Origin of the sequence: Amycolatopsis sp. Poz14 (assembly GCF_006704225.1) — a bacterium.
Lineage (GTDB): Bacteria > Actinomycetota > Actinomycetes > Mycobacteriales > Pseudonocardiaceae > Amycolatopsis > Amycolatopsis nivea.
The window spans coordinates 8712596-8734013 of record NZ_JACLHD010000001.1; the positions used below are offsets into that span (position 1 = coordinate 8712596).

Here is a 21418-nt window from a genome sequence, read left to right on the forward strand (position 1 = left end):
GCCTTTCGCGCGCGGACAAGTCCTGATGTCGCACGTCGCCCTGACGGTTCCGCAGATGCGGGTTTTTTGCATTTCCGGAGACGCAGATGCGTGAAGCCGGACGGGTGATTTTTCGAGCGGCGGATCTTCCCGAGGGCCCGCGGTTTCGAGTCGGGGGTTCACCGGGTTTCGTTGCTGGACGGGGTTTTCCTCGCGGATCGCACTGCCTGGCGGGTGCGTGGTGGCAAGGCTGTGGGGGTCTCGGTCTGGACGGTTCGGCTTGGTGCTGTGGTTTCGGCTAGCTGCGTCCTCGATGCACCTGCGGCCGGGTTCTCACAGCATCTGCCGCGTTGTCTTGGTGCCCATGCTTCTCACCTTTGCTGCTGCATGACTGGCGGCTGCTGCCCGCCGCAGCCGCCGGGGATGCGCCATTCCGGGTCGCCGCGCACAGTGCCAAGCCTCGGTCCGGATGGTTCGCCCTGCGGGTCGCCCAACTGCGGTACACCTGCTGCCGGGTCCTCGCAGCAACTGCCGCGTCGGCTGCGCATCCGGCCTGTTGCGGCCCCGCTGCTACATCCCGACCCCGGAATCACCTGCCGCGTCAACTGCGTGCACAGCGCCGTCAGGCACCAAAGTCCGGCCAGGCAGCACCGCCGGAAGCCCCGCATGCCCGCCCGCACCAGCCACCGAGCGACCGCAAACGCTTGCCCGGCCTCCCAGCTCACCAGCCAAGTCAGCTAGGAATCCGCCTGCCCAACACCGCCAGCCGCCAAGCCCGCCGCGACAGTTCCCCAACCTCCCAGGCCACCAGCCAGGTCGGCTAGGAATCCGCCTGCTCAACGCCACCAGCCGCCAAGCCCCGCCGCAACACTTCCCCAGCTTCCCAGGCCACCAGCCAGGTCAGCTGTGAATCCGCCCGCTCAACGCCGCCAGCCGCCGTCCGGTGCCGCTCCAGCGCAGCGCAATGATCTCCGCCGCGATCGACACCGCCGTCTCCTCCGGCGTGCGCGCGCCGAGGTCGAGGCCGATCGGCGACGACAGGCGTTCCAGCTCGCCCTCGGTGATCCCCGCCTCGCGAAGCCGCGCGAACCGGTCGTCGTGCGTCTTGCGCGAACCCATCGCGCCGACGTACCCGACGTCGAGCCGCAGCGCGACCTCCAGCAGCGGCACGTCGAACTTCGGATCGTGTGTGAGGACCGCGATCGCCGTCCGCGCGTCGATCCGGCCCGCGTCGGCCTCGGCCTTCAGGTAGCGGTGCGGCCAGTCGACGACGACGTCGTGCGCCTCCGGGAACCGGCTGCTGGTCGCGAACACCGGACGCGCGTCGCAGACCGTCACCTGATACCCGAGATAAGCACCCATCCGTGCCATTGCGGCGGCGAAATCGATGGCCCCGAACACCAGCAGTCGCGGCGGCGGTTCGAAGGAGTTCACGAAAACAGCCATGCCCTCGCCGCGCCGCTGCCCGTCCGGTCCGTAATGGAGCGTCCCGGTGCGTCCAGCGGCAAGAAGCCCGCGCGCGTCGTCCGCGACCGCATCGTCCATCCGGGACGAGCCAAGGGACCCCTCGACCCGGTCCGGCCACACAATCATGTGCTCGCCGACCAGCCCCGGCGTCTCGTGCTCCACGATCGTGACGACCGCGACCGGCTCGCCGCTGCGCACCGATTCGACGACGCGCTCCAGCTCCGGCATCGACTCGCGGTCCACCGGCTCGACGTAGATGTCGATGATCCCGCCGCAGGTCAGCCCGACCGCGAAGGCGTCGTCGTCGCTGACGCCGTAGCGCTGCAACACCGGCTTCCGCTCGGCGACGACCTCGTTGGCCAGCTCGTACACCGCGCCCTCGACGCAGCCGCCGGACACGCTCCCGACGACCGTGCCGTCCGGCGCGACCATCATCGACGCACCCGGCGCCCGCGGGGCCGACGAAAACGTCGCCACCACCGTGCCGAGCCCGACCGTTTCGCCCGCCTGCCAGCGGCGGTACACGTCGTCCAGTACGTCACGCATCGGCAATCTCCCCGAGGAGTCGTTCCAACGTCGCCAGGCTGTGCCCGGCCAGCAAGCGGTCGATGTGCGGCAGGGCGGCCACGATGCCGGATTGGACCGGAGCATAACCCTCGTGCCCTGCGTGCGGATTCACCCAGAATACGGCGTGCGCGAGCCGGCGCAGCCTGCCGAGCTGCTCGGCCAGCAGGCTGACGTCGCCACGCTCCCACCCGTCGGAGAACACGGTGACTACCGCGCGTCGCGCAAACCCGCGCTGGCCCCACCGGTCGAGAAACACCCGCAATGTCTCGCCAAGCCGTGTCCCACCAGCGAAATCGGGCACCGCGGTACCGGCCGCGAGCATCGCCTGCTCCGGATCGCGCTGCCGGAGTTGCCTGGACACTCGCGTCATCCGAGTACCCAGCGTAAACACCTCGACCGACATCGGAGCAGCCCGCGCGACGACGTGCGCGAACCGCAGCAACGCGTCGGCATACGGGCTCATCGAGCCGGAAACGTCGATCAGCAAGACGACCTTCCGCGCCCGCGTCCCCCTTCGATGATGCGCCAGCCGCACTGGCTCACCACCGGACGCAAGCATCGCCCGCAGAGTCCGCGCGGGGTCAAGCGCACCACGATGCGCGGGCGCCCGCCGCGCCGCCCGCCGCCGGGGCAGCACCGGACGCAGCGTCGCGAGCAACTCCCGCAAATGCGCCCGCTCAGCTTTGGTCAACTCGGCGAGATCCCGATGCCGGAGAACCTCGTGATCGCTAGCCGCGACCCGAAGCGTGTCGTGCGATTCCTCGGCACTGTCCCCGTCCCCGGCCGCCGCGACCAGCGGAGCGATCCGGGCTTGCTTCCGCACCGGAGTCCCCGACGTCGCCTTCGGACTGTCATCTCCTTCGAACCACCGCGCGAACGCTTCCTCGTACCGAGGCAGATCGTCGGGGTCGGAGCAGAGCGTCAACCGCCCAACCCAGTACAACTGCGTCGGCCGGGCGACGTCGACCTTCGCCACCGCAGACAGGTAAGCCTGCACCCGCCGCGCGTCACAGGCGACGCCCGCCTCCCGCAATGCCGCCGCGAACCCCGCATAGCCAGCAAGCGGGTCAGCGACTTCGGTGCTCATGCCCCCCATTGTGACCCCAACCCCGAAAACCGCGCCGCGACAGCCGATCCTGCCTGGTTCGGACGCCTTTCACTCACTCCGGCGGCGAGCGGTTCAGCTGCCTGGAGCCGCGGTCGTCTGGCTGCGGGCTGCGAGTTGTCAGCCGCGGTCTTGGCGCGCAACGGTTCTTGATCGAGTTCTTGGCCGGGCTCCCGACCGCGCGGCGGTTCTTGGCCGAGTTCCGGTTCGTACAGAGGCTCTTGGGCAAGTTCTCGCCTGCGCGAACGTTCTGGGGCAAGCGCTCGGCCGCTCGAAGGTTCTGGGGCGGGTTCTTGGGCACGCCAAGATCCCGGCTTGAGCTGCTCCAGCTCGCCAGTGTTCCTCCGCACCGCCATTCCAGTGTGAACCGCGTCGGCCCCGCAGATGTTCCGGCTTGCGCCAACTCGCCGCTCCGCGCGACCCGCACACCGCTCCATCCAGCTGAACCGTCGCCAGCCCAATTTCGCCCGCGTTCAAGCCCGCAGACATCCCGCGCCCGTCGGCCAACCCCACACCGCGCCAAGGCTTGCCGACGTTTCCGCCCGCTAGCCGCCTCCGCGCCGCGTCCAGGATTCCCGACACCGCCGCCAGCCAGCCAACCTCCGCGCCGCGTTCCCGGGCGGTTCGTTCAGCCAGCCCTCCGCCGCGCGAAACTCCCCAAGGCCCCACCACACCGCTCACGGCGGCGACGAAGGGCGGCCGCGCACGCCGTCCCGCCTCCGGGACAGCGTGCGCGAGCCGTGGTTGCGCGCAGCGGCCAGCCTCGGTAGCGCAAGGCGGGCGCGCGGAACCTTCAGGAAAGAACGGGAACTCAGCGGACAGCCGGGAGGGCAGTCCGGACGAAGTCGGTCACGAGCCCTCCTTCCGGCACAGTCGCAGTCACAAGATCAGGCACTAATCAATGAAGTCGGCGAAGTCATCCAGTGATGCTTCAAGCATGCCCGATCCCGCACCCCGCCGCAACGGAATTACTCGACCGTCCACAGTAGACAAAACTCAAGAGAACAGCGTGTCCAGCTTCGCCCGCACCCGGTCAAGATCCTCGCTGTACTTCAGCACCGCACCGAGGGTCCGCGCGGCCGTCGCGGCGTCCAGTTCGTCGCGCTGGAGCGCGAGCAAAGCCCTTGCCCAGTCGAGAGATTCGGCGACCCCGGGCGGTTTGAGGAGGTCCATCGCCCGCAGCCGGTGCACCGCGTCGGCGATCTGCCGGGCGAGCGTCTCGCCGATCCCCGGCAGCCGGCGGCGCAGGATGCTGATCTCCCGAGCCAGGTCCGGGTGTTCGAGCCAGTGGTAGAGGCACCGTCGCTTGAGCGCGTCGTGCACCTCGCGAGTCCGGTTCGACGTCAGCACAACCAGCGGCGGCTGCTCCGCCCGCACCTCGCCGTACTCCGGGATCGTGACGGTGTACTCGTCCAGCAACTGCAGGAGGAACGCCTCGAACTCATCGTCCGCGCGATCGATCTCGTCCACCAGCAGCACACACGGTGTCGTGGTGAGCGCAAGCAGCAACGGCCGCGCAAGCAGGAAACGCTCCGTGTACAGCGAACGCTCGGCAGTTTCCGCGTCGAGCCGCCCGCCGTCTGCCGCTTCGAGGGCACGCAGGTGCAGCAGCTGACGAGGGAAGTCCCATTCGTAAAGCGCCTGCGCGGCGTCGATGCCCTCGTGGCACTGAAGCCGCACCAACGGCCACTTCAACGCCTCGGACAAGGCAAGCGCCAGCGAGGTCTTCCCGGTGCCGGGCTCGCCTTCGCAGAAGAGCGGCCGCTGCATCTGCGTCGCGAGAAATCCCGCGGTGGCCAGCCCCTCGTCGGCGAGGTAACCGGTGGTGTCGAGGGCGGCCGCGAGCGCGTCGGGCGAGGCGAGGGACTCTGTCACGCCCCCGATCGTAGATCCGAGACCGCCAAGTTCGCCGTTCACCGCGTCGCTCAGCGGCTCGTAACGCACGCATTCCGGACCAGGCAAGCTCCGTCAGCGACCCAACGCAGCCAGGCACCCGACCGCCCCGGCACCGTTCATCGCCGCTCCGCCCCAGGCCCGGCCAGGTCCCCAGGCCGATCGACATCGCTGCCGCTCCCGAGGTCACCGCACTCGACAAGCCGCACGTCGCCGCGCCCGCGCAACCAGTCCCGCGCCCCGTGGTCACCGTGCGCCGACTCCGCGATCTCTCCCCACCAACGCCGCCCGAACAGCACCGGATGTCCCGGAACCCCCTGGTACGCGGCCCGGACGACGGCGTCCTCGGAAGCCTCCCCGACGATCCGCGCGAGCGCCGCCGCCGGTACCCACGGCAGATCCACCAGGTGCACGAGCACGGCCGCCGACGGCTCCCCCGCCAACGACTCGAGCCCGGCTTTCAGTGACTCGCCCATCCCGTCCTGCCACCGCGCCGCGGACACCGCGGTGACTTCCGGCGGCAGCAGCTCCCGGACCTGCTCAGCCGACGCACCGACGACCACCCGCACCGAGGCGCATCCTGCCTCGGCCAGGTTCCGGACCGCCCGCTGGACCAGCGGCTCCCCGTCGTACTCGACCAGCGCTTTAGGCCCGCCGAATCGCCGCCCCGCCCCGGCGGCGAGCAGCAATCCGGCAACCGGTTCCGGCATCAGCGCTCCTCAGCCCTTGATCGCTCGCCCGGGCGCGACCGCGGCGAGCTCTGCCGAAATGGCAGCCGCGGTCTCGAGCAACGGCGGAACGAACTCGGTCCGGACGGTCTCCACCGGCGTCCGGCTCGCGTGCGTCGAGATGTTCACCGCGGCGACCGCGCGCCCCGCCCGGTTGCGGATCGGCGCGGCGACCGAACGCAGGCCTTCTTCGAGCTCCTGGTCGACCATCGCCCAGCCCTGCTCCCGGACCTTGGCCAGCTCGGCTTCGAGCGCGGTGCGGTGGGTGAGCGTGTGCGGGGTCAACCGGTCGAGATCGGCGACGACGAAGTAGGTGTTGAGTTCGGTCCGGTCCATGTCGGCGAGCAGCACGTGCCCCATCGACGTGGCGTGCGCAGGGAACCGCGTGCCGACGTTGATGCTCACCGTCATGATCCGCGACACCGCGACGCGCGCGACGTACACGATGTCGGCGATCTCCAGCACCGACACCGAACTCGACTCGTGGACCTCCGCCGACAGCCGTTCCAGGTGCGGTTGCGAGATCTCGGCCAGGCTGAGGCTGGACAGATACGCGTAGCCGAGTTCCAGCACACGCGCGGTGAGCGAGAAGTACTTGCCGTCGGTGCGGACGTAGCCGAGGTCCACGAGCGTCAGCAGGAACCGGCGCGCGGCCGCGCGGGTCAATCCGGTGACGCGCGCGACGTCGCTGAGCGTCGGATGCGGCGCCTCGGCGCTGAACGCCTTGATCACCGCCAGTCCGCGTTCCAGCGACTGCACGTGGTGCGCACCGCGTTCGGCCTGGTCGTCGGATTCCATGCGGCGAACCCTATCCGGCCGGCGGCTGAGCGGTGGGTTCTCCCAGCTCCGCGAGGACGCGTTGGGCGATCCCGATCGCCGTGTTCGCCGCCGGAACCCCCGCGTATACGCCGGTGTGCAGCAGGACTTCGCGGATCTCGTCCGCGGTGAGCCCGTTGCGCACCGCCGCGCGGACGTGCATCGCCAGTTCGTCGTGGCAGTGCAGCGCGGTGAGCGCGGCCAGCGTGATGCAGCTGCGGGTCCGCCGGTCGAGGCCGTCCCGCGTCCACACCGAACCCCACGCCGCCTCGGTGATGTACTCCTGGAACGGCTTGCTGAACTCGGTCGTCCGCGCGACCGCCCGGTCGACATGGTCGTCGCCGAGCACCTCGCGGCGCACCCGCATGCCCGCCTCGTAGCGGTCTCCGGTCACTGCTCCTCCGTGATCCGGTCGAGGATCAGCCGGGTGAATTCCTCCGGCTGCTCGTAGCTGCCCAGGTGCGCGGCGGAGGCGACGACCTCGAGCCGGGCGCCGGGGATCCCGTCCGCGATGACCCGACCGTGCGGCTCGGCGGGCGTCGACGGGTCGTCGGCACCGGCGATCACCAGCGTCGGGACGGAGACCTTCGGCAGGTCGCCGGTGAGGTCCATCCGCTCGATGACCTCGCAACATCCGGCGTATCCCTCGTCCGGCTGGGCCGCGACCATCTCGCGCAGGTACGCGACCTGGTCCGGATGCGCCTGCGCGTAGCCCGGCGTGACCCAGCGCCCGACACTGGCTTCCGCGACCGCACCGGTGCCCTCGGCCCGCACGAGCCGCGCGCGATCGGCCCACATCTCGGGCGGCCCGAGCAGCGCTGACGTGCAGCACAACGTGAGGCTCGACAACCGCTCGGCGGCGTTGATACCGAGCCACATCCCGGTCATCCCGCCGAGCGACAGGCCGACGAAATGCGCGCGCTCGACACCGAGGTCGTCGAGCAACCCCAGCACGTCGCCACCCAGATCGGCCAGGTCGTACGGCCCCGGCGGAACCGGCGACGACCCGTGGCCCCGCGTGTCGTACCGGACCACGCGGAATCCGCGTTCGGTCAACGGCGCGACCTGCGGCTCCCACATCCGGTGGTCGCTGCCGATCGAGTTGGAGAACACCACCACCGGACCCGCCGCCGGGCCTTCGACGACCCGGTGCACCCGGACACTGCTCACGCTTGAACCTCCACAATGGACACGGCCGGTCAGACCGCGAAGAACACCGTCTCGCCTTCGCCTTGCAAACGCACGTCGAACCGGTAGCCGGAACCGTCCTTCTTGGCCAGCAACGTATCCCGCCGTTCCTCGGGAACGCTCGCCAGCACGGCGTCGCCGGCGTTGTCCTGGTCCTCGAAGTACACCCGCGTGACGACCCGGTTCAGCAGCCCGCGAGCGAACACCGACACGTCGATGTGCCGCGCCTGCGGAGCCCCGGACGCGTCCGGCACGATCCCGGGCAGCAGCGTCAGGATCCGGTACTGGCCCTGCTCGTCGGTGGGGCACCGGCCGAATCCGCGGAACGCACCGGCGGGCTTGCCGCGCGGGTCGTCGGGGTGGTCGAACCCGCCGTCCGGATCGGCCTGCCACGTCTCGATCATCGCGTCGGGAACCGGGTTGCCCGCGCCGTCATACACGCCGCCGCGGATCCACACCGCGCCTTCGGTGCCTTCCGGGACCACGAACGGCCCGTCGTCCCACGGCAGCCCGATGGACAGGTACGGCCCGACGGTCTGCGAAGGCGTGCCTTCCAGCCTCACTCGTCCTCCTCCTCGTCCTCGAACACCGACTGTTCCCGCCCGCGCACCACGATGTCGAACTGGAACGCCAGCGCCCATTCCTCCTCGGTGCGGTCGAGGTCGAACCGGGAGATCATCCGCTGCCGCGCCTTCTCGTCCGGAATGGAGTTGAAGATCGGGTCCTGCGAGAACAGCGGATCGTCCGGGAAGTACATCTGCGTGACGAGCCGCTGGGTGAACGCCGAGCCGAACACCGAGAAGTGAATGTGCGCGGGACGCCAGGCATTGTCGTGGTTCTTCCACGGGTACGCGCCGGGCTTGATCGTGGTGAACTCGTAGCGCCCGTCGTCGTCGGTCAGCGTGCGGCCGAGCCCGTCGAAGTTCGGGTCGAGCGGGGACGGCCAGCGGTCGCCGGTGTGCCGGTAGCGGCCGCCCGCGTTGGCCTGCCAGATCTCCACGAGCGAGTTGCGGATCGGCCGTCCGTCGCCGTCGAGCAGCCTGCCGGTGACGATGATCCGCTGGCCCTGCGGCTCGCCCTCGTGCTGGCGGGTGAGGTCGTTGTCGAGCTCGCCGAGCCGTCCCGGGCCGAGCAGCGGACCGGTGACCTCGGTGAGCATCTGCGGCAGCAGGACCAGCGGCTGCTTCGGATGCCGCAGCGCGGTGGAGCGGTACGGCGCGTAGTCGAGCGGCGGGTGGGTGCCCTCCGGATCGGGCCGGTACTGCGGCAGGCGCCGCCCGGTCGGTGTGGCCACGATGCCTCCCCTTTCTCAGCGGTTCTCGAGCACGACAGCGAGTCCCTGGCCGACGCCGATGCAGATCGCCGCGAGGCCCCAGCGGCCGCCGGTGCGGCGGAGCTGATGCGCCAGCGTGCCGATGATCCGGCCGCCGGACGCGCCGAGCGGGTGCCCGATCGCGATGGCCCCGCCGTTGACGTTGACGATCTCCGGGTCCAGCTTCGACCATTCTTTCAGGCAGGCCAGCGATTGCGCCGCGAACGCCTCGTTGAGTTCCACCGCGGCGAGGTCGTCCCAGCCGATGCCCGCCCGTTCGAGCGCGATCTCCGCCGCGCGCACCGGGCCGATGCCGAACACGTCCGGGTCGACCCCCGCGGCGCCGCGCCCGGCGATGCGGGCCAGCGGCGTCTTGCCGAGCCGCTCGGCCGCGGCCGAGTCGCCGAGCAGCAACGCCGACGCACCGTCGTTCAGCGGTGACGCATTGCCCGCCGTGACGGTGCCGTTTTCCTTGCGGAACACGGTTTTCAGCTTCGCGAGCTTCTCGGGCGAGGAATCCGGCCGGATGCCCTCGTCCCGGGTCAGCTCGACGCCTTCGACCGGGACCACGTGGTCGTCGTAGAAGCCCTCGTCCCACGCCCGCGCGGCGTTCACGTGGCTGCGCGCGGCGAACGCGTCCTGCTCGTCGCGGCCGATGCCGTAGCGTTCGGCGAGAAGTTCGGTGGACTCGCCGAGGGAAACGGTCCACTGCGACGGCATCGCCGGGTTGACCATCCGCCAGCCGAGTGCCGTGTTGTAGAGCGTCTGGTTGCCGGCCGGGAAAGCCTTGTCCGGCTTCGGCATCACCAGCGGCGAGCGGCTCATCGATTCGACGCCGCCCGCGACCACCAGCGAAGCGTCGCCGACCTGGATCGCCCGGCTCGCCTGCATGGTCGCCTCGACGCCGGACCCGCACAGCCGGTTCACCGTCGCACCGGGCACCGACGTCGGCCAGCCGGCGAGAAGCGCGGCCATCCGCGCCACGTTGCGGTTGTCCTCGCCCGCCCCGTTGGCGTCGCCGAGCACGACCTCGTCCACAGTGGACGGATCGAGCCCGTTGCGCTCGGCCAGCGCGCGCAGGACGCCCGCGGCCAGGTCGTCGGGACGCACTCCGGAGAGAGCGCCGCCGTAGCGCCCGAAGGGAGTGCGGATCGCGTCGAGTACGTAAGCGTCGCTCATTCGCCGGCCTTCTTCAGTTCGCGGAGCAGGGTCAGTTCGCGTTCGGTGGGCGCGGGGGTGGTCTTGAGATCCGCGGCCGTCTTCAGTGTCCACCCCGTCGCTTCCACGACCTGGTCCAGTTCGACCCCGGGGTGCAGTTCGGTGAGCGTGAGCTCCGCGGTGTCCGGGTCGGGCCGCATGAGGCCGAGGTCGGTGACCACGAGCGTCGGCCCGGCTCCGCGCAGGCCGAGCCGTTCGCGGTCGCCGCGCCCGGAGCCATGGCCGAACGACGTCACGAAGTCGACCTTGTCCACGAACGTCCGCTTGCTTTGACGCAGCACGACGAACACTTCCTTGCAGGACGCGGCGATCTCCGGCGCCCCGCCCGCGCCGGGAAGGCGCACCTTCGGATCGTGGTAGTCGGAACCGATGACCGTGGTGTTGATGTTGCCGAACTTGTCGAGCTGCGCCGCGCCGAGGAACCCGACGTCGATCCGGCCGGGCTGCAGCCAGTAGTTGAACACCTCGGGCACGCTGACCACCGCGTCGGCGGTGTCGGCCAGCTCGCCGTCGCCGATCGACAGCGGCAGCCTGCTGGGTTTCGCGCCGAGACAACCCGATTCGTAGATCAGCGTGAGGTTCGGGGCGTGCGTGCGCCGGGCCAGGTTCGCCGCCGTGCTGGGCAATCCGATCCCGACGAAGCACGACATGCCCTCGCCGAGCGCGCGGGCCGCGGCGATGCTCATCATCTCGTCGGCGGTGTACTCGCTCATGCCTTCACCCCGGTCAGATCGTTCAGCCACTGGGCGAATTCCTTTCGGTCCCGCCCGATCTCGTCCCACGCCTGGTACGCCGCGTTGTCCCGCTCGTAGTACCCAGCGGCGTACGACGGCGCCGCGCCGCGCGGCACCTCGGCCACCGCGGTGACCGCCCAGGACGGAAGGACCAGCGCGCCCGGCCGGGGCTCCAGCTCGTCGACGACCTCTTCGACGGTGACCAGCGACCGCTTCGCCGCGAGCACCGCTTCCTTCTGCACACCCGCGATGCCCCACAGCTGGACGTTGCCCGCCCGGTCGGCGCGCTGCGCGTGCACGATCGTGACGTCCGGGTTCAGCGCGGGCACCGCGGTGAGCTGTTCGCCGGTGAACGGGCAGGTGATCGGCTTGATCGTGTCCGTCTGCGCGGGAAGATCGGTGCCGGTGTACCCGCGCAGCACGGCGAACGGAAGCCCGGAAGCGCCTGCGACATAACGGTTCGCCATGCCCGCGTGGCTGTGCTCCTCGATCTCCAGCGGCACCGGCCACGAGTGCTGCACGGCGTCGCGGAACCGGTGCAGCGAGCCGACCCCGGGGTTGCCGCCCCACGAGAAGATCAGCTTGCGCGCACAGCCCGCGCCGATGAGCTGGTCGTAGACGATGTCCGGCGTCATCCGCACGAGCGTGAGGTTCCGCCTGCCCTGACGGATGATCTCGTGCCCGGCCGCCACGGGGATGAGGTGCGTGAAGCCCTCGAGAGCGACGGTGTCTCCGTCGTGCACCAGCTCGGCGACCGCCTCGCCGAGCGACAGCACCCTTGCCATCACGAGCCCTTCCGTCTGGATCTTCCTGCTTCTGCCGTTCCGTGCTAGCGTGTTCGCATAGCGCACAGAAGTTCTGCATGAGAACATAGCACGATCCGGCCGCCCGCGGGAGTGCCAAAGGGTGAAGCGGACGTCCGGAGAGACGGCACAAGACGACGCGAGGTTTTGCGAACTGCGAGAGAAGAGAGGTGATGCGATAAGACAACACGGTGCGCTAGGAGTCGGCGAACGGGTTTCGCGGCGGCACAGGGCGGCGCGGCCGTCGGCAGACCGGGATTTCGTTGCGTGGTACCGCAATGCGGAATTCGGGCCCTGCCGGCGTCAGTGGCGTTCTGTCGCGGTTGGACGCTCCGTCGCAGCTCAGGCGGGTGTCCGGCGGTGAGCGCGCCGCGAACCTCGCTCGGGCGGCACGGTCGGCATTAGGCTGCTCGGCATGCCGAAGATCGCTGTCACCCGCTGGATCCCGGACGAGGCCGTGCAGGTGCTCGGCGAAGCAGGCGAAGTCGAAATCTCGCCGGAGGACCGGCCGCTCACGCCCGAGGAACTGCGGAAGTTCGTCGCCGGATCGGCCGCGGTGGTGTCGATGCTGCACGACCGGATCGACGGCTCAGTCGCGGACGCGGCGGGTCCCGGACTGAAGGTCGTCGCGAACGTCGCGGTGGGCTACGACAACGTGGAGGTCAGTGCACTGGCCGAACGCGGGGTCGTGGTCACCAACACGCCGGGCGTGCTCACCGACGCCACCGCGGATCTCGCGTTCGGACTGCTGCTGGCCGTCTCGCGGCGGCTCGGCGAAGGCGAACGTTTGCTGCGCGCGCGGCAGCCGTGGTCGTTCCACCTCGGCTTCCTGCTCGGGTCCGGGCTGCAGGGCAAGACACTCGGCATCGTCGGGCTCGGGCAGATCGGCCGCGCGGTGGCGAAGCGGGCGGCGGCGTTCGGGATGCGGGTCGTCTACTCCGGACGGTCGGCGAAACCGGACTTCGACGGCGAGTTCGTGTCGTTCGACGAACTGCTGCGGCGTTCCGACTTCGTGTCGCTGCACTGTCCGCTGACTCCCGAGACCCGACACCTTGTCGACGCGGATGCCTTGCGGGCCATGAAACCGAGTGCGTACCTGGTGAACACCACTCGTGGTCCGGTCGTTGACGAGTCGGCGCTGGCCGACGCGCTCGCGGCCGGAGAGATCGCGGGCGCGGCGTTGGACGTGTTCGAAAACGAACCGGACGTCGAGCCTCGATTGCTGGAGCGCGACGACGTGGTGGTCACACCGCACCTCGGCTCGGCGACGGTGGAAACGCGTACAGCGATGGCGGTGCTGGCCGCACGCAACGTCGTCTCGGTGCTCGCCGGTGCCGATCCGCTGACGGAGGTGGGCCGATGACCCGGGTCGTGATCGCACCGGACAAGTTCAAAGGAAGCCTGACCGCGGTCGAGGTGACGAAAGCGATCGCGCACGGCGTGCGCGATGCGTTGCCGGATGCCGAGATCTCCGCGTGCCCAGTCGCCGACGGTGGCGAAGGGACGCTGGAGGTGCTCGAGAACGCGGGCGGCTCCATGGTGCGGTTGTCGGTGCGCGGTCCGCTGGCCGAACCGGTCGACGCTCGGTACGTGCTGCTCGACGGCACGGCCTACGTCGAATCGGCGCGGGCGTGCGGGATCGAGTTCGTGATGCCGAGCCGGGAAGTCGCACTGGCCGCGCACACGTGGGGCGTCGGCGAGCTGCTGAACGACGCCCTCGCCCGCGGAGCGCGGCGGCTCGTGCTGACCGTCGGCGGCACCGCGAGCACCGACGGCGGTGCCGGGATGCTGGCTGCGCTGGGTGCCGAGGTCCTCGACGCGTCCGGTGCGCCGGTTGGTCTCGGCGGCGGGTCGCTGGCGCAAGTCGCGCGCGTCGACTTGGGCCCGGTGCGGGAGCGGCTGGGCGCAGTGCCGGTCGCAGTCGCGACGGACGTGACGAATCCGCTGCTCGGCGCGAACGGGGCGGCGGCCGTGTTCGGTCCGCAAAAAGGTGCGGCGCCGGACGACGTCCGCACGCTGGACGAAAGCCTGTCCCACTGGTCTAGGGCGCTTGTGCAGGCTGGCGCACCGGACGTCTCCGACCTGCCCGGAGCCGGGGCCGGCGGAGGTGTCGCGGCGGGAGCGATCGCGGGGTTCGGTGCGACGGTCGAGTCCGGCTTCGATCTGATCGCCGCGTTGACCGGCGTCGACACCGCGCTGACCGGTGCTGACCTGGTGATCACCGGGGAGGGCTCGCTGGACGAACAGTCGCTGTCCGGCAAGGCCCCGGCAGGCATCGCGGCTCGCGCGGGGCAGACGGGCGTCCCGCTTCTGGTGCTCGCCGGACGGATCCAGCTGGACGCGGACGCGCTGGCCGGCTTGGGAGTCGTGGGCAGCAGCGCGCTGATCGACCACGCGCCGTCGCTGGACTACGCCCGCTCGCACGCCGCGGAACTGCTGCGCGAACGGGCCGGAGTGCTAGTGCGGGACTGGCTGCGCACTACGTAGCAGAACGCCCCCGCGATCAAGCCGCGGGAGCGTTCCACACAACAACGCAGCCACCCCGCCGTCTGGACAACCCGCCTCTTGGGCGGCAGCACCGCCCAGGGATCGGCCATGAATCAACTCACCGGCCCCGGACGTCCTGAGACCTCCGGAGGCGCCGGCGAGCGGCACACGGGATCAGCGGACGGACACCGCCGCGCCGACCCCCGTGGCCGGGAGCTTGCTCGCGCAGCCCGTCAGGCGGACTGCTGCTGCGGCAGGACGGCGAAGGCGACGTCGCCAGTGTCGTCCTGCTGAACGTCGAGGACCTTGTCGTCGAGCAATGCCGCTGCCTGCGGCTCGAGGAAGACCTTGGCTCCGCCGTCGGCGCCGACGATGCGGTCGCCGTCCTCCGGGGCCGGGGCTACCGACAGCGCCAACTGGGCGCCGTCGCCTTCCATGCTCTGCAGCGCGAAGCGCAGGCCGCTCTTCTCGGAGTCACTGCCTTGTTCAGCGGTCAACGCGGTGATCGCCTCGGCGGCGGCTTCGGTAACGGTCAGCATCTTTCGGCCTTCCCTTCGTCGCAGTCGGATGCGCGCGGTTGGTTGCAGGGTGGTTTTTCACGCTAAAGGCGGCATGACGGTCGCGCAGTGTGAGCGCTAGGCCGTTTGCCGCGACGGTGGAACCTGTCACAAATACGTTTGAGATCAGGATCTTCGGGCCATGGCCGACCGGATCGCGTCGGCAACCGTGCCTCCTCCGTGGTCGACCCGTTCGCCCTGTCCGGGCACCGGGGGCCAGCCATCCCCGGCCGAGCCGAGCGACCCCAGTTCGGGGTCGCCTCCGCCGGCCTCCCCAGCAGCGTGGACCGGCGGCCGAACCTCCGGCTCGTCCCCGGCACGCTGGCTTTCCCGGACCTCGCCGGAAGCTGACGCGCCCATGGAGCCGGACGCACGAAACGAGTCGACACGAGAGCCGTCCGCACCGGGCGCTTCACTCTCGCGGAGAGTGTCGTCACCGGGATCGCTCACGGGCACCTCCCGAAAGTCCGGATTTGTTCGTGGTGAGCTACCCGAGGCGACTTCGAGTGAAACGGGCCGAACGGCTGTCGTCGGAATCACAGCGTTTCCTTGGGTCTGCCAGGGCGTCAGCAGGCGAAGCAGAGCTAGCGTCAGGACATGACCACCACCCGGTGGAAGCCGCGCGGCCGGATCGGTCTCCGCCCCCGACGCAAAGCCAGCGACGACCCGGTCCGCGATGACGCGCAGCCGGAGTTCCGCACGCTCGACGAGATTCCGAGCCACCGCTCCCCGGCCTTCGACGAGGCCACCGACCAGCACCGCGCAGCCGCCAACGACCTGGCCGCGCTCGCCGACGAGATCGACACTCGCCGCGATCTGCTGGACTCCGCCGCCGACCGCCACGTGGAGAACACCCGTCGCCACTCAGCGGCAACTACGAACGCCCGTCGCCTTCCGCTAGCAACTGACGACGCCGAGCTGCCGCGATCGGAAGCCAACAGCGACCACGCCAGTCGCCGCTCACCGGCGAATCCGAACGGCGCTCGCCATGCGACGCCGTCCGCCGACGCCGAACCGCACCGGCCGGAAGCCAACAGCGACCGCGCCAGTCACCGCTCACCGGCGAATACCCAGGCCGATCGCCATGGAGCCGCAACCGGCAACACCAGACCGCGGCGAGCGAAGGCCAGCGGTCAGCGCTCCAGGCCCAACACGAGCGCCCTTAGCCGTGAAACGGCAACCGACTCCGCCGAACAGCCACTGCGGGAGTCCAGCGACAAATCCAGTTGCCATTCAGCGGCGAAACCGACCCAGGCACCGAGCGACACTGACCTGCTGTCGTCACAACCCGCCAACTACAGCGCCGCCGAAGCCCGCCAACCGCGAGCAGCGACGAATCCAGCAGCCGAGCCGAGCCACCACCAGCCCCGCCCGATTCCCGCCGCGGCCCCCACCACGCACCCAGCACCTCCGAGCGTTGCCGATAATCGGCCAAACCCCGAAGACCGCACCACTCGCCGCCGCGAGATGGGCAGTCATGCTGCCTGGTACCTGGCCGCCGGTGTCGTCACCACCGGACTCCAGGCCGTTCTCTTCCTGGCCTTCCGGCCGGAAATCGGCGCGCAATGGGCGAATCTCGCCGCGCTCGCGATCACGACGGTCGGCAACACCGAGTTCCATCGCCGCGTCACGTTCGCCAACCGGAGCAGCCGCGCGGGCAAGCGCCACCTTCAGGATCTCGTCACTTTTGCCTTCTACGCCGGCTACGGATCGGTCGTTCTCGCCGCTCTCGACGCAGTCGTCCCGCATCCCTCCGCCGGGCAGCAAACCGCCGTGCTTCTCGCGGCCAGCTTCGTCGGCGGGGTCGTCCGGTTCGCCGTTCTGCGGTGGTGGGTGTTCGCGCGGGCTCGGCGAGCGGACGCGGCACAAGATCACCAACGGTAGTGGAACCCGTTCTACCCGCAGTGCGACCACTCTCTGTTGCGCTACCCCGCTATCACTCTTCGTGACATACAAAACCGGACATCCGCACATGCTGCGAGGCCGGATTCGTACTGTGCGTCGGCTGGTCTCGTTTGTGTCAAGACCACTGCTGCTAACGGGGTATTCGTAGTTGAAATGTGGACGGTCGGCCTCCGGCCGCTTAAGGTTACGGAGCGTCGCAACGATCGCAGTGCTCCCCCCGTTCGATTGGAGTACTTGCGACCGCAACATCACAGAGTGTTGACCCCGAGACAGCGACGGTCGCAGGGTTGCCGGGGAGACGACCATGACAGCACCGTCGAAGACGTCCCGAACTGCGGTGTCCGGCGTCGAGGGCTACGTGAGCCCCGCGACGCTGCCCCGGTCCGGCGGACGCCTGACCAAAGAAGACCTCGACCCGCTCGTACGCGCGGCAGGACAGGGCGATCAAGCCGCGGTCGCCGACCTGCTGCACGTGCTCCGCCCCGTCGTCGCCCGCTACTGCCGGGCCCGGATGGGCGGCCGCGACCTCTCCTACCTCGCCGCCGACGACGTCGCACAGGACGTCTGCATGGCTGTCCTCAAGGCCCTTCCGGACTACCAGGACCGCGGCGGTTCCTTCCTTTACCTCGTGCACGCGATCGCGGCCAACAAGGTCGCTGACGCCTACCGGGCGGTCGCGCGCGACCGGTCCGAGCCGGTGCCCGAGCTTCCGGAGCACCCGCTCTCCGGCGGCAACGAGCCGGAATCGCATGCGCTGCGCCTCGACCTCGGCAGCCGCCTCCAGGAACTGCTCACCCGCCTCGCCCCGCTGCAGCAGGAGATCCTGGCGCTGCGCATCGTTGTCGGCCTCAGCGCGAACGAGACGGCCGAGACGCTGGGCATTTCGGCCGGCAACGTCCGCGTCACGCAGCACCGTGCGTTGTCCAAGCTCCGCGAGATGGTGCAGGGCCAGGACTTCTGAGCCGTTTGGTCACTCGAACGGCTGGAAGGCCGCCGCGGACCGCCGAATAGGTCGACAGGCTCGGTTTCGCGCGGCACTCTGGTTTTACCCGCCGCATCTCTCAGCTCAACTCATAAACTCGTGCCGCCGTGTGCTCGAAGACGTCGAGCCGTTCCGGGTCGCTCAGCGCACCGGTCAGCGACACCGCCGCGTCCAGTACGACTTCGTACGCTGCCGCCAGTTCGCACACTGGCCAGTCGGAGCCGAACATGACCCGGTTCGCGCCGAACGACTCGAAAACGTGGTCTGCGTAGCGGCGCAGATGGCCCACCTGCCATTCGCGCCAGTCGGCTTCCGTCACCAAGCCGGACAGCTTGCAGTGCAAGTTGCCGTGCTCGGCGAGCGAGGCCACGCCGTTCGCCCACGGCTGCCACTCGCCAGCTGCGATGCCAGGTTTCGCGGCGTGGTCGAGGACCAGCCGCAGGTCCGGCAGGCGTTCGGCTACCTGCCGGGCGGCGGCGAGCTGCGCTGGTGCCACCAGCAGGTCATAGACCAGGCCCGCAGCGGCGACCGCGGTCAGGCCGCGCAGGATTTCCGGGCGCAGCAGCCAATCCGGGTCCGGTTCGTCCTCGACCTGGTGTCGGATGCCGACCAGCGGGCCGAGTTCGCGCAGCCGCGCGAGCCGGTCGGCCACGTCCGGAGCGGCGAGGTCGACCCAGCCGACGACGCCGGCCACCACGGGTTCGGACGCGGCTGTGGCAAGGAATTCCTCGGTTTCCGCCTCGTCCGAGACGGTCTGCACCAGCACGGTAGCGTGGACGCCCGCCGCAGTGGTCACCGCGCGCAGATCGTCGACGGTGTACGGCTTGCGGATCGGGGCCAGTGCGTCACCGGACATCCACGGGTACTCGCGACGCGCGGGATCCCACAGGTGGTGATGCGAATCGATCACTGGGTTCCTCCGGACACGACGGGGCGGGCAGCCGGCCGCAGGAGGCCAGCGTCGGCGAGGTCGTCCCACAGTACGGCCGGGATTTTCGCCGCGGCGCGGCGAACGTTCAGCGACACCTGCTCGGCGTCATGGGCCCCGACGACCACCGACACCACCGCCGGGTGCGTACGCGGCAACGCGAGCGCGGCCTCGGGCAGCGAAACACCGTGCCGTGCGCAGATTTCCGCGATCTTCTGGGCTTTCTCCACGAGATCCGCGGGCGCGGCCGCGTAATCGTAGATCGCGCCGGGTTGTTCAGTGGCGAGGATTCCACCGTTGAACACCCCGCCCGCCACGACGCCGACGCCGCGTTCGACGCACAGCGGCAACAACTCGTCCAACGCCGGCTGGTTCAGCAAGGTGTAGCGACCGGCCATCAGAACATGGTCAAGATCGAATCGGCGCACGAATTCCGCCAGCATCGGAGCCTGGTTCATCCCAGCCCCGATCGCCCCCACGACGCCCTGCTCGCGCAACTCCAGCAATGCTGGGAACGCACCCGAAACCGCTTCCTCGAAATGATCGTCCGGATCGTGCACGTACACGAGATCGACGTGGTCGAGACCCAGCCGATTCAGGCTCGATTCCAGCGAACGCAACACCCCGTCGCGGCTGAAATCCCAGCGGCGCCGGTAAGTCCCCGGGACATCGAAGCCCTGGTCGTCGCGTTCCCCGGGGGCCGCCGCGCGCGGTTCCAGGACGCGACCGACTTTTGTGGACAGGACGTATTCGCCGCGCGGATACGCCGCCAGCGCGGCTCCGAGCCTGCGTTCGGACAGCCCGAGCCCGTAGTGCGGCGCGGTGTCGAAATAACGGATCCCCTCGTCCCACGCCCGTCGCACGCTCGCCGCGGCGGTTTCGTCCGGCACCGCGTGGTAGAGATTGCCCAGCTGAGCGCCGCCGAGTCCCAGCGGAGGAAGGTCCACGGTCACGCCTCCGCCGGGAGTTGCCACACCAGCCCGAGGCCGTGCGCGACGTCGGAGTGGTCGAGGTCGAGCAGTTCGTTGATCCGCTTCTGCCACGCGATGTCGGCCGGATCGCCGGCGAGTTCCGCGCGCATCCGCTCGAAATCGTCCACCTCGACGAAGTGGAACAGGTCGAGCCCGTCGCGCCAGATCCGCCACGACCGCACGCCGGCGCGGCGCAGTGCGGCGTCCAGGTCCTGCGGGATCACCGCGTGCACCTCCTCGTACGTTTTCTCCATTCCGGGCTTGAGCCGGGTGCGCAATGCGACCGTTTGCGGCGCCGGGCCGTGGGTCATCGTTCCTCCTGACGGGAGTCGTGGCACGCTGTAGGGGGTAAACATCCGAGGTCTCTGCAGGGAGGGCGGTCCCGATGCCCGTCACCGATGTCGCGATCGACAAGATCAAGGACATGATCATTTCGGGCGAGCTGGCCCCGGGCGACCGGCTCCCCAAGGAGGCCGAGCTCGCGCAGCGGCTGGGGCTTTCCCGCAGTTCGCTGCGGGAAGCGGTGAAGGCGCTGTGCCTGATCCGGGTGCTGGACGTGCGCCAGGGCGACGGCACGTACGTCACCAGCCTGGAACCGAACCTGCTGCTCGACGCGATGACCTTCGTCGTCGACTTCCACCGCGACGACACCGTGCTCGATTTCCTTGCTGTGCGGCGGATTCTGGAGCCCGCTGCCACCGCGATGGCAGCGCTGCACATGCGCGACGAGGACGTCGCCGAACTCGGCGCGCTGCTCGGCGAGTTGGAAGATTCGCCGACCGTCGAGGCACTGGTGGCCAACGACTTGCAGTTCCACCGCAAAATCGCGGACGGCTCGGGCAACCCAGTGCTCTGCTCGCTTCTCGAAAGCCTGTCCGGCCCGACGGCGCGAGCCCGCATCTGGCGCGGCCTCACCCAGGAGGGCGCGGTGGCCCGAACCCGGGAACAACACGCCGCGATCTACGACGCGATCGCCGCACGGGAACCCGAACTGGCCCGCTCGTGGGCGACGGTGCACGTCGCGGGAGTCGAACAGTGGCTGCGAAGCACGCTGGTCGAAGACGACGCGCCCGGCGATGAGGCCGAACCCGCTGCTTCCTGACCGAGCGGCGACGGCTCCTGAGCGGTTTGTTGCAGTGACGGGTCCCTTCACTCCTTGCTGATAGGAGTGAAGGGACCCGTCACTTTTGTTCGAGGGACGCGAGGGGGACTTTCGCGCCTGAGCGGCGGGAGCGACGGGACCCGTCACACAATGACCATCGGAGCGAGGGGACCCATCGCGCACGCGTGACTGGAGCGAGGGGAACTTTCGCACCCGCACGGTAGGGGTGACGGAACCCGTCACACCACGACCGCCGAAACGAAGAGCCCCACCCCGCACGCCTGACTGGAGCGAAGGGGACCTTCGCACCCGAACAGCGGGAGCAGCAGGGGCCGTCGCTCCGGGACCATCGAAGCGAAGGGACCCATCGCGCACGCCCAGCCGGAGAGAGGGGGACTTTCGCACAGCGGGCACGGCGTAGACCGGCATGCGTCGAAATGGGAACGGCGAGGGGACCCATCGCGCGCGCTCGGCTGAAGCGGTGGGGACTCGCTCGTCGACGGGCGGAATGAAGGGGCCCTTCATTAACTCCGGCGCTGGTGATGCGGAGGTTGCTTCCGCCGCACCACCAGCGGAGGCGAAGGGCCGTGCGGCGGAAACGGGAGCGCAACTGGCAGCAACGGCACCGGCACCAGTCGCGGCACCGGCACTGGCACTGGCACTGGCACTGGCACTG

The 21418-nt window shown here is 69.6% G+C and carries 21 protein-coding genes; 5 read left to right on the forward strand and 16 right to left on the reverse strand.

Annotation, left to right across the window (positions count from 1 at the left end):
* Nucleotides 1-879: 879 nt before the first annotated feature.
* The 12 genes from FKO37_RS40530 to FKO37_RS40585 all read right to left on the reverse strand — a co-directional run bounded on the left by FKO37_RS40530 (nt 880) and on the right by FKO37_RS40585 (nt 11792).
* Nucleotides 880-1992, reverse strand: a complete 1113-nt coding sequence (locus FKO37_RS40530; protein ID WP_037810189.1) for an XdhC/CoxI family protein — start codon at nt 1990-1992, stop codon at nt 880-882.
* Nucleotides 1985-3100 carry a VWA domain-containing protein gene (locus tag FKO37_RS40535; protein WP_238607856.1) on the reverse strand — a complete coding sequence of 372 codons (1116 nt, stop codon included), beginning with the start codon at nt 3098-3100 and terminating at the stop codon, nt 1985-1987. The genes FKO37_RS40530 and FKO37_RS40535 overlap by 8 nt, the downstream gene beginning before the upstream one ends.
* Before the next feature lie 1014 nt (nt 3101-4114).
* A complete protein-coding gene (locus tag FKO37_RS40540) occupies nt 4115-4993 on the reverse strand; it encodes an AAA family ATPase (RefSeq protein ID WP_238607857.1) in 879 nt (292 codons plus the stop codon).
* A gap of 137 nt (nt 4994-5130) precedes the next feature.
* The gene (locus FKO37_RS40545) at nt 5131-5721 is read right to left on the reverse strand and encodes an NTP transferase domain-containing protein (RefSeq protein ID WP_238607858.1); all 591 of its coding nucleotides are present in this window, start codon (nt 5719-5721) and stop codon (nt 5131-5133) included.
* Between the two features lie 9 nt (nt 5722-5730).
* Nucleotides 5731-6537 carry an IclR family transcriptional regulator C-terminal domain-containing protein gene (locus tag FKO37_RS40550; RefSeq protein ID WP_037810187.1) on the reverse strand — a complete coding sequence of 269 codons (807 nt, stop codon included), beginning with the start codon at nt 6535-6537 and terminating at the stop codon, nt 5731-5733.
* Nucleotides 6538-6547: 10 nt separating this feature from the next.
* Entirely contained in the window at nt 6548-6949 is a 402-nt protein-coding gene (pcaC, locus tag FKO37_RS40555) for a 4-carboxymuconolactone decarboxylase (RefSeq protein ID WP_037810186.1), read from the reverse strand.
* Nucleotides 6946-7725, reverse strand: coding sequence for a 3-oxoadipate enol-lactonase (gene pcaD, locus FKO37_RS40560; protein WP_134665457.1), 780 nt, complete (start codon nt 7723-7725; stop codon nt 6946-6948). The genes pcaC and pcaD overlap by 4 nt, the downstream gene beginning before the upstream one ends.
* 29 nt (nt 7726-7754) lie before the next feature.
* On the reverse strand, nt 7755-8306 hold the full coding sequence (gene pcaG, locus FKO37_RS40565) for a protocatechuate 3,4-dioxygenase subunit alpha (protein ID WP_134665459.1): 552 nt from the start codon (nt 8304-8306) through the stop codon (nt 7755-7757).
* Nucleotides 8303-9037 carry a protocatechuate 3,4-dioxygenase subunit beta gene (gene pcaH, locus FKO37_RS40570; protein WP_043833036.1) on the reverse strand — a complete coding sequence of 245 codons (735 nt, stop codon included), beginning with the start codon at nt 9035-9037 and terminating at the stop codon, nt 8303-8305. Before pcaH ends, pcaG begins: the two co-directional genes overlap by 4 nt.
* Nucleotides 9038-9052: 15 nt before the next feature.
* Nucleotides 9053-10234 carry a thiolase family protein gene (locus FKO37_RS40575; RefSeq protein ID WP_134665461.1) on the reverse strand — a complete coding sequence of 394 codons (1182 nt, stop codon included), beginning with the start codon at nt 10232-10234 and terminating at the stop codon, nt 9053-9055.
* The gene (locus FKO37_RS40580) at nt 10231-10986 is read right to left on the reverse strand and encodes a CoA-transferase subunit beta (protein WP_043833033.1); all 756 of its coding nucleotides are present in this window, start codon (nt 10984-10986) and stop codon (nt 10231-10233) included. Before FKO37_RS40580 ends, FKO37_RS40575 begins: the two co-directional genes overlap by 4 nt.
* On the reverse strand, nt 10983-11792 hold the full coding sequence (locus tag FKO37_RS40585; RefSeq protein WP_134665463.1) for a CoA transferase subunit A: 810 nt from the start codon (nt 11790-11792) through the stop codon (nt 10983-10985). Before FKO37_RS40585 ends, FKO37_RS40580 begins: the two co-directional genes overlap by 4 nt.
* Before the next feature lie 433 nt (nt 11793-12225).
* Between FKO37_RS40585 and FKO37_RS40590 the strand changes: the two genes are divergently transcribed.
* Complete coding sequence (locus tag FKO37_RS40590) at nt 12226-13173, forward strand: D-glycerate dehydrogenase (protein ID WP_134665465.1); 948 nt, start codon at nt 12226-12228, stop codon at nt 13171-13173.
* The gene (locus tag FKO37_RS40595) at nt 13170-14297 is read left to right on the forward strand and encodes a glycerate kinase (RefSeq protein WP_238607859.1); all 1128 of its coding nucleotides are present in this window, start codon (nt 13170-13172) and stop codon (nt 14295-14297) included. The genes FKO37_RS40590 and FKO37_RS40595 overlap by 4 nt, the downstream gene beginning before the upstream one ends.
* A 233-nt stretch (nt 14298-14530) precedes the next feature.
* Here the strand turns inward: FKO37_RS40595 and FKO37_RS40600 are convergent, their stop codons facing one another.
* Nucleotides 14531-14836 (reverse strand): hypothetical protein, encoded by a 306-nt coding sequence (locus FKO37_RS40600; protein WP_009074268.1) that lies wholly within the window; start codon nt 14834-14836, stop codon nt 14531-14533.
* Between the two features lie 1392 nt (nt 14837-16228).
* Here FKO37_RS40600 and FKO37_RS40605 point away from each other — a divergent pair.
* Both FKO37_RS40605 and shbA read left to right on the forward strand, forming a co-directional pair.
* Nucleotides 16229-16738, forward strand: coding sequence for a GtrA family protein (locus tag FKO37_RS40605; protein ID WP_374204468.1), 510 nt, complete (start codon nt 16229-16231; stop codon nt 16736-16738).
* A 325-nt stretch (nt 16739-17063) separates the two neighbouring features.
* Nucleotides 17064-17720, forward strand: a complete 657-nt coding sequence (gene shbA, locus FKO37_RS40610; protein ID WP_037810171.1) for an RNA polymerase sigma factor ShbA — start codon at nt 17064-17066, stop codon at nt 17718-17720.
* 100 nt (nt 17721-17820) lie between these two features.
* On the opposite strand, the gene FKO37_RS40615 is transcribed toward shbA, so the two are convergent.
* Genes FKO37_RS40615 through FKO37_RS40625 form a run of 3 tightly spaced genes read right to left on the reverse strand, consistent with a single transcriptional unit; the run spans nt 17821 to nt 19951 of the window.
* Nucleotides 17821-18651 (reverse strand): amidohydrolase, encoded by an 831-nt coding sequence (locus FKO37_RS40615; protein WP_037810169.1) that lies wholly within the window; start codon nt 18649-18651, stop codon nt 17821-17823.
* Nucleotides 18648-19622, reverse strand: coding sequence for an aldo/keto reductase (locus FKO37_RS40620; protein WP_037810168.1), 975 nt, complete (start codon nt 19620-19622; stop codon nt 18648-18650). Before FKO37_RS40620 ends, FKO37_RS40615 begins: the two co-directional genes overlap by 4 nt.
* Nucleotides 19619-19951, reverse strand: a complete 333-nt coding sequence (locus tag FKO37_RS40625; protein ID WP_037810167.1) for an L-rhamnose mutarotase — start codon at nt 19949-19951, stop codon at nt 19619-19621. The genes FKO37_RS40620 and FKO37_RS40625 overlap by 4 nt, the downstream gene beginning before the upstream one ends.
* A gap of 74 nt (nt 19952-20025) precedes the next feature.
* Here FKO37_RS40625 and FKO37_RS40630 point away from each other — a divergent pair, with 74 nt between their 5' ends.
* Nucleotides 20026-20742, forward strand: a complete 717-nt coding sequence (locus tag FKO37_RS40630; RefSeq protein ID WP_037810166.1) for a FadR/GntR family transcriptional regulator — start codon at nt 20026-20028, stop codon at nt 20740-20742.
* Nucleotides 20743-21418: the final 676 nt, after the last annotated feature.